The organism is Streptomyces spiramenti (assembly GCF_012034385.1).
In the GTDB taxonomy this organism is placed as follows: Bacteria; Actinomycetota; Actinomycetes; order Streptomycetales; family Streptomycetaceae; genus Streptomyces; species Streptomyces spiramenti.
Map to the genome: position 1 here is coordinate 1 of NZ_JAAVJB010000233.1, position 7,789 is coordinate 7,789.

The 7,789-nt window shown below is 74.7% G+C and carries 6 protein-coding genes; all 6 read right to left on the bottom strand.

All coding sequences use genetic code 11. The features are described 5' to 3' along the window. On the bottom strand, window positions 1-1,631 hold a 1,631-nt coding region (locus tag HCJ92_RS20220), incomplete at its 3' end, for a lactate utilization protein B (RefSeq protein ID WP_338054288.1). Continuing rightward, a complete protein-coding gene (locus tag HCJ92_RS20225) occupies window positions 1,628-2,401 on the bottom strand; it encodes a (Fe-S)-binding protein (RefSeq protein WP_167935042.1) in 774 nt (257 codons plus the stop codon). The genes HCJ92_RS20220 and HCJ92_RS20225, both read right to left, overlap by 4 nt. Next, complete coding sequence (locus HCJ92_RS20230; protein ID WP_167935043.1) at window positions 2,401-3,942, bottom strand: FGGY-family carbohydrate kinase; 1,542 nt, start codon at window positions 3,940-3,942, stop codon at window positions 2,401-2,403. Before HCJ92_RS20230 ends, HCJ92_RS20225 begins: the two co-directional genes overlap by 1 nt. Before the next feature lie 87 nt (window positions 3,943-4,029). Next, complete coding sequence (locus HCJ92_RS20235; RefSeq protein ID WP_167935044.1) at window positions 4,030-6,105, bottom strand: bifunctional aldolase/short-chain dehydrogenase; 2,076 nt, start codon at window positions 6,103-6,105, stop codon at window positions 4,030-4,032. A gap of 97 nt (window positions 6,106-6,202) precedes the next feature. After that, the gene (gene rhaI, locus HCJ92_RS20240; RefSeq protein WP_167935045.1) at window positions 6,203-7,363 is read right to left on the bottom strand and encodes an L-rhamnose isomerase; all 1,161 of its coding nucleotides are present in this window, start codon (window positions 7,361-7,363) and stop codon (window positions 6,203-6,205) included. Window positions 7,364-7,524: 161 nt separating this feature from the next. Further along, on the bottom strand, window positions 7,525-7,789 hold a 265-nt coding region (locus HCJ92_RS20245; protein WP_167935046.1), incomplete at its 5' end, for a hypothetical protein.

A 7,789-nucleotide genomic window follows, 5' to 3' on the forward strand; every position in this document is an offset into this window, starting at 1 on the left:
GACGGCACGGCGACGGGCGGCGGACCGTCGGCCGCCGGTGGCGGGCCCTCGCCGGGCGGCGGACCGTCGGCTTCCGGCAACGGAGGGGCGGGGTCACGGGGGCCGCCGGTACGGGAGCCGGGGCCGCCCGCGGCGAGGTCGGCGCGGCGAGGCGCGGCGCGGTCACCGGCGGACGTCTCCTGTTCCCGCCACCAGCTGCGGAAGCTCCGCTCGGGCAGTCGCGGCGCGTCCCGCGTGTCGGTCCACTCCCGACCGGCGCCCGGCAGCCTTGCGGGTACGTGGTGACGGACACGGCCCGCGGCCCACTGGGCCCGTGCCAGCAGCGCGGGGCGGTCCAGCAGCAGGCGGGCGGCGCGCATCGCCGCGCGTTCCCCGCGGTGGCCCGGGGCCGGCGGCTGTCGGAAGCGCCGCCCGCCGAGCGTGACCGGCCCGCCCTGGACCACCCTTTCCCGCAGGTGGACCAGGACCTCGGGGATGTCGATCGCCACCGGGCAGACCTCGTGGCACGCCCCGCAGAGCGAGGAGGCGAACGGCAGTGAGGCGTCGAGCTCCCCGGTGGTGCCGCGCAGCTGCGGGGTGAGGATCGCGCCGATCGGGCCGGGGTAGGGCGATCCGTACGCGTGGCCGCCGGCGCGCTCGTAGACGGGGCAGACGTTCAGGCAGGCCGAGCAGCGGATGCAGCGCAGCGCCTGCCTCCCGACAGTGTCGGCGAGGGCGTCGGTGCGGCCGTTGTCGAGGAGGACGACGTGGCAGCTCTGCGGTCCGTCGCCGGGGGTGACGCCGGTCCAGGTCGAGGTGTAGGGGTTCATTCGCTCGGCGGTGGACGAGCGGGGCAGCGTCTGGAGGAACACCTCCAGGTCCCGCCAGGTGGGCACCACCTTCTCGATGCCGACGACGGAGATCAGGGTGTCGGGGAGTGTCAGGCACATCCTGCCGTTGCCCTCCGACTCGACGACCACGAGGGTGCCGGTCTCGGCGATGAGGAAGTTGGCGCCGGAGACGGCGACCCGTGCCCGCAGGAACTTCTCCCGCAGGTGCAGCCGGGCGGCCTCCGCGAGCGCGCGGGGGTCGTCCGTCAGCCCTTCGGGGGCGGGGCGGCCCCGGTCCGCCATCCGCTCGCGGAAGATGTCGCGGATCTCCGACCGGTTGCGGTGGATCGCCGGCACCAGCAGGTGGGAGGGGAGGTCGTCGCCGAGCTGCACGATCAGCTCGGCGAGGTCCGTCTCGTGGACGGCGATCCCCGCGGCCTCCAGGGCCTCGTTGAGCTCGATCTCCTGCGTGGCCATGGACTTGACCTTGACGACCTCCGGCTCACCGGTGTCGCGGACCAGGCGGGTGACGATCCGGTTGGCCGCCGAGGCGTCCGAGGCCCAGTGCACCCGACCGCCGGCGGCGGTGATCGCGGCCTCCGCCTGCGTCAGGTAGCGGTCGAGGTGGCGCAGCGACCGGTCTTTCAGGGCGGCGCCGGCGGACCGCAGCTCGGCCCAGTCCGGCAGTTCCGCGACGGCGCGGGCGCGCTTGTCGCGGATGGTGTGGGTGGCGTGGCGGAGGTTGCCGCGCAGCGTGGCGTCGCCGAGGGCGGTCTCGGCACCGCGCGGGAACGGCGGCATTCCCAGGTGGACGGGGCTCACGGCGCCTCCGGTCGGTGGGGTTCGGCGCGGGTGGCGGCGAGGATCTCCGCCAGGTGCAGCGGACGCGTGGGCGAACCGGCGCGGCTGAGGGTGCCCCCGATGTGCATCAGGCAGGAGTTGTCCAGCGCGCAGAGGGCCTCGGCACCGGTGGCGGTGACGCTCGCCGCCTTGTCCGCCCCCATCGACGCGGAGACCGCGGCGTTCTTCACGGCGAAGGTGCCGCCGAAGCCGCAGCACTCCTCAGCTCCCGGCAGTTCCCGGAGTTCCAGCTCCTCGACGGCGGCAAGCAGCCGTCGCGGCCGGTCGCCGAGGCCGAGCATGCGCAGCCCGTGGCAGGTCGGGTGGTAGGTGACGGTGTGCGGGAACCAGGCGCCGACGTCGGTCACCCCGAGGACGTCCACGAGGAACTCGGTCAGCTCGACCGTGCGTCCGGCCGCCTCGGCCGCGTCCTCCAGGGCCGCCGCCGCGCCCGGCCGGCCTTCCGACGACGCGCGCCGCCGCAGTCGTGGGTAGTTGTCGCGGACCATCGCCGCGCAGGACGCGGAAGGCGTCACCACGTGGTCGTACTCGGCGAAGGCCCGCGCGTACCGCAGCGCCAGCGGTTCGGTCTCGCGGCGGTAGCCGGTGTTGAACTGCGGCTGGCCGCAGCAGCTCTGGTCCTGCGGGAACTCGACGTCCACCCCGAGACGGCGCAGCAGCCGCACGACGGCGCGCCCGGTGGCGGGGTAGAGGGTGTCGTTGACACAGGTCACGAAGAGCGCAACGCGCATCACCGCTCCTTCCGGGTCTGTGCGGCGCGTTCGGCCGCACGCTGCCAGTCCGCCCCGCTGCCCCGGGGTCGGTACCGCACCAGCGGCAGCGCCCGCCGCAGCAGCGCGCGCCCGGCGTCCGGTCCCCCGGGGACGATGCCCGCCGTCCGCGCCTGGCAGAGCACGTTACCGACAGCGGCGGCCTCGGCGGGCCCCGCCACGACAGGCCGGCCGCAGGCATCGGCGGTGAGGCGGCAGAGCAGTTCGTTGCGGGCGCCGCCGCCGACCACGTGGACCACGTCCACCGTGCGGCCCGAGAGCCGTTCGGCGTCCGCGATCGCTTCGCGGTGGGCGAGGGCGAGTGAGTCGAGGACGCACCTCACCGTTTCCGCGCGGTCGCGCGGCGCGCGCTGTCCGCCGCGACGGCACGCCTCCGCGATGCGTGCCGGCATCCCGCCGGGTGCGACGAAGGCAGGGTCGCCGGCGTCCACGACGGGGCCGGGCCCGGGCACGAGGGCCGCCTGCGCCAGCAGGTCGGCGAGGGGCGCGGGCGGGCCTTCCGCCTCCCAGGTGCGGCGGCACTCCTCCAGCAGCCAGAGTCCCATGATGTTGCGCAGGTGACGGACAGTGGAGTCCAGGCCCAACTCGTTGGTGAAGTTAGCGAGTCGGCTCGCCTCGGTGAGCACCGGAGCGTCGAGTTCGACACCTGCCAGCGACCAGGTCCCGGTGGCGATGTAGCCGAAGCGGGGCGAAGCGGCGGGGACGGCCGCCACCGCTGAGGCGGTGTCGTGGGACGCGACGGTCGTCACGGGGACGGGGCCCGGCAGTCCGGTCCCGGCGAGGACCTCGGGCAGCAGCTCCCCCGCCGGGTCCCCGGGCCGCCGCAGCGGTGGGAACAGCGAGGTGTCCAGCCCGATCGCCTCGGTGACGCGTGGCGACCAGTCGCCGGTGCGCGGGTCCAGCAGCTGGGTGGTGGAGGCATTGGTGAGCTCGGTGCCGAGCAGGCCGGTCAGCCAGTAGCTGATGAGGTCGGGCAGGAGCACCACGCGGTGGGCCTCCCGGAACGCCGGGGTGCCTCGGGTCGCGAGGAGCTGGTAGACGGTGTTGAAGGGCAGGTGCTGGATGCCGGTCGCGGCGTAGAGCTCCGCCGCCGGCAGCAGCGCCTCCAGTTCTTCCCGGGTCCCGGCGACCCGGCCGTCGCGGTAGTGCACCGGGTTCGACAGCAGGTTCCCGTTCTCGTCGAGCAGGCCGTGGTCGACCGCCCAGCCGTCGATGCCGACCCCGGCGGGCCCCGCCCCGCCGGTGAGGCGGCCGGCAGCTCGGAGCCCGTCCAGAACACCCCGGTAGAGGTCGAGGACGTCCCAGTACAGGGTCCCCCGTACCTCGACCGGCCGGTTGGGGAAGCGGTGCGCCTCGCGCAGTACCAGCGCGTCCGGGCCGTCCGCGTCGGGGCGGACGCTGCCGAGGACGACCCGTCCGCTGGACGCGCCGAGGTCCACCGCGGCGAAGGTCGCGTCGCCGTCACGCGCGGCGGGCGGGGCGGGGCGGCGGTGGCTGGACACGGATGGCTCCCTGGACGGCGGGCGGGACGGCTGGGCGGCGGACGAGGCCGCTCGGCGGCGCGCAGGCGAGCGCGCCGCCGAGCGGGATCACCGCAGGAACGCGGCGGCGACCCCGGCGTCCACCGGGACGTGCAGCCCGGTGGTGTGGCTGAGGTCGCCGCCGGTGAGCGCGAAGACGGCGTTGGCGACGTGCTCGGGCAGCACCTCGCGCTTGAGCAGGGTGCGCTGCGCGTAGAAGGCGCCGAGTTCGGACTCCGGCACGCCGTAGACGGCCGCGCGCCGCGCGCCCCAGCCGCCGGCGAAGATGCCGGACCCGCGCACCACGCCGTCGGGGTTGACACCGTTGACGCGGATGCCGTGCTCGCCCAGTTCCGCGGCGAGCAGCCGCACCTGGTGCGCCTGGTCGGCCTTGGCCGCCCCGTAGGCGATGTTGTTGGGTCCTGCGAAGACGCCGTTCTTGGAGGAGATGTAGACGATGTCCCCGCCGACCCCCTGGGCGGTCATCACCCGGGCCGCCTCGCGGGAGACCAGGAAGGAGCCGCGTGCCATCACGCGGTGTTGGAGGTCCCAGTCGTCCGCCGTGGTCTCGGCCAGGGGCTTGCTGACGGAGAGTCCGGCGTTGTTGACGACGAGGTCGACGCCGCCGTACGCGAGGGAGGCCGCGCGGAAGGCCGCGGCGATCCCGCTCTCGTCGGTGACGTCCAGCGGCACCGCCACCGCCGCGTCCGGTCCGCCGAGTTCGCCGGCGACCCGCACCGCCGCCGCCTCGTCCCGGTCGGTCACCACGACGGCCGCGCCCTCGGCGCGGAGGCGGTGCGCGATCGCCCTGCCGATCCCGGAGCCGGCTCCGGTGACCAGGGCGACCCGTCCCGCCAGCGGCGCGGGCGGCGGCATCCGCCGGAGCTTGGCCTCCTCCAGCTCCCAGTACTCGATGCGGAACTTCTCGGACTCCTCGATCGGCGCGTAGCGGGAGACCGCCTCCGCGCCCCGCATCACGTTGACGGCGTTCAGGTAGAACTCGGCGGCGACCCGGGCGGTCTGGGCGTCCTTGCCGAAGGAGAACATGCCCACCCCGGGGACCAGCACGATCGCGGGGTCGGCGCCCCGCATCGGGGGCGAGTCGGGGGTCGCGTGACGCTCGTAGTAGGCCCGGTACTCCTCCCGGTATGCGGCGTGGAGTTCCCGAAGCCGGTCGAGGAGTTCGGGCAGCGGGGTGTCGGCCGGCCGGTCGAGGACCAGCGGTCTCACCTTGGTGCGCAGGAAGTGGTCGGGGCAGGAGGTGCCGAGCGCGGCCAGCCGCGGGTGCTCCGTGGCCCCGAGGAAGTCGAGCACCGCGGGAGCGTCGTCGAAGTGGCCGATCTGCTGCCGGTCCGTCGAGGCCAGACCGCGCAGGACCGGGGCGAGGGCGGCGGCGCGCTCGCGCCGCTCGCTCGCGGGCAGCGCGCCGTACCCGGGCAGCGGAGGTCCGAAGGGGGCGCTGCGGCCGTGCTCCGCGAGGAAGTCGGCGGCCGTCCGGATGATCTCCAGCGAGTTGGCCTCGCACTCCTCGCTGGTGTCGCCCCAGGCGGTGATGCCGTGGCCGCCGAGGACGCAACCGACGGCGCGGGGGTTGTCCCGACGGACCGCCGCGATGTCCAGGCCCAGCTGGAAGCCGGGGCGCCGCCACGGCACCCAGACCACGCGGTCGCCGAAGCACCGGCGGGTCAGCTCCTCGCCGTCGGCCGCGCAGGCGAGCGCGATCCCGGAGTCCGGGTGGAGGTGGTCGACGTGCGGGGCCTCGACGAGCCCGTGCATCGCGGTGTCGATGGAGGGGGCCGCGCCGCCACGGCCGTGCAGGCAGTGGTCGAACGCGGCGACCATCTCGTCCTCGCGTTCGACGCCCGGGTAGACGTCCACCAGGGCCCGCAGCCGGTCCAGCCGCAGCGCGGCCAGACCGTCGGCGGTGAGGGTGCCGAGGTCGCCGCCCGAGCCCTTCACCCACAGCAGCTCGACGTCCCGGCCGGTCGCCGGGTCGGTCGCGGCGCCCTGGGCGGAGGTGTTTCCACCGGCGTAGTTGGTGTTGCGGGGGTCGGCGCCCAGGCGGTGGGAGCGGGCGATGAGCTCGGCCACGGCGCGCGGCGGTTCGGAGGCGGCGGTCGATGCTGCGGTGGTCTCGCTTGTCATGCGTCCGGTGGCTCTTTCGCGGTCGGCGCGCCGGCGTGGCGCGGGGTGGGCCGATGCCGCCCCGTGTTCGGGGCGGGGGGACGACGGGGCGGGGGTGTCAGGCGCCCCAGCCGGCGGCGGTGCCGCCGGCGCGCTCGGCGACGGTGGCCTCGGCCCAGCCGGAGCGGCGGTAGGCGGCCATCGGGTCCGGGTCGAGCCCCGCGTCCGCGCGCAGTTCGGCGAGCAGCGGTCGGACGTCGGTGTGGTACGCGTCCATCAGCACCGCGTTGGCCGCCAGCACGTCGCCGTCGGTCTGGGCCGCGGCCAGCGCCGGGCGGTCCACCAGCAGCGCCTTGGCCGTGGCCTCCTGCACGTTCATCACCGAGCGGATGACCGCGGGGATCTTCGGCTCGATGTTGTGGCACTGGTCGAGCATGAACGCCGTCTGCTCTCCCAGTCCGCCGCCTCCGATCACCTCGTGCATGATCCGGAAGAGCTGGAAGGGGTCGGCGGCGCCGGCCATCAGGTCGTCGTCCGCGTAGAACCGGGAGTTGAAGTCGAACCCCCCGAGTCTGCCGGCGCGCAGCAGGAACGCGACGATGAACTCGATGTTGGTGCCCGGCGCGTGGTGGCCGGTGTCGACCACGACCTGGGCCTTCGGGCCCAGCTCCAGGCAGTGGGCGTGGGCGGTCCCCCAGTCCGGCACATCGGTGGTGTAAAAGGACGGCTCGAAGAGCTTGTACTCCAGCAGCATCCGCTGGTCCCCGCCGAGCCTCGCGTACACGGCCCGCAGCGCCTCCGCCAGGCGGTCCTGGCGGGCGGCGATGTCGTCCTGGCCCGGGTAGTTGGTGCCGTCGGCGAACCACAGCTTCAGGTCGCGGGAGCCGGTCGCGTCCATGATGTCCACGCACTCCAGCAGGTGGCCGAGGGCCTTGCGGCGGACCGCGGGGTCGGGGTGCGTGACGGAACCGAGCCGGTAGTCGTCGTCCTGGAAGACGTTGGAGTTGACGGTTCCCAGCCGCACCCCGCGCGAGGCGGCGTGCGCTGCCAGCGCGGCGTAGTCGTCCACCCGGTCCCAGGGGATGTGGAGCGCCACGGAGGGCGTGACGCCGGTGTGGGCGTGGACGCGGGAGGCGTCGTCGATCTTCTCCTGGGGCGTGCGCGGTACTCCCGCCTGGGCGAACACCTTGAACCGGGTGCCGCTGTTGCCGTAGGCCCACGACGGCGTCTCGACGGTCTGCGCCCGCAGCGCTGCCCGTACCTCCGGTCCGGCTGCCATGAGGGGCTCCCGTTTCCGCTCGACGACATGAAACGTTTCAACGAGCGAAGCTAGGGGCGGGGCGAACCACTGTCAATGCCCTCGTCATCGATCCGCGGAAACTGCTCTCTCCGAAGGGAACACGCGGGAGCCTACGGCGGCCGCTGCGCCAGTGAAAGGATTCAACGCTGGGGAGTCTCCCGCACGGCGGGGTCCGGTCGCCCGGCGTCCCCCACCCCCCGCCCCGCCCTCGGTCGGCCATGGCACACCGCCCGCCGCAGCCACCAGGCGCCGGCGAGGAGCAGCCCCGAGCAGACGAGCGCCGCCCCGCCCCCCTTGGCCAGGTCCGCCACCACGGCCTCCACGGCATCCCGCCGTGACGCCGCGACGTCGGGGCCACCCAGGCCGTAGTACGCCGCGGGGCGCACCGCGAGCGTCGCCCCCGCC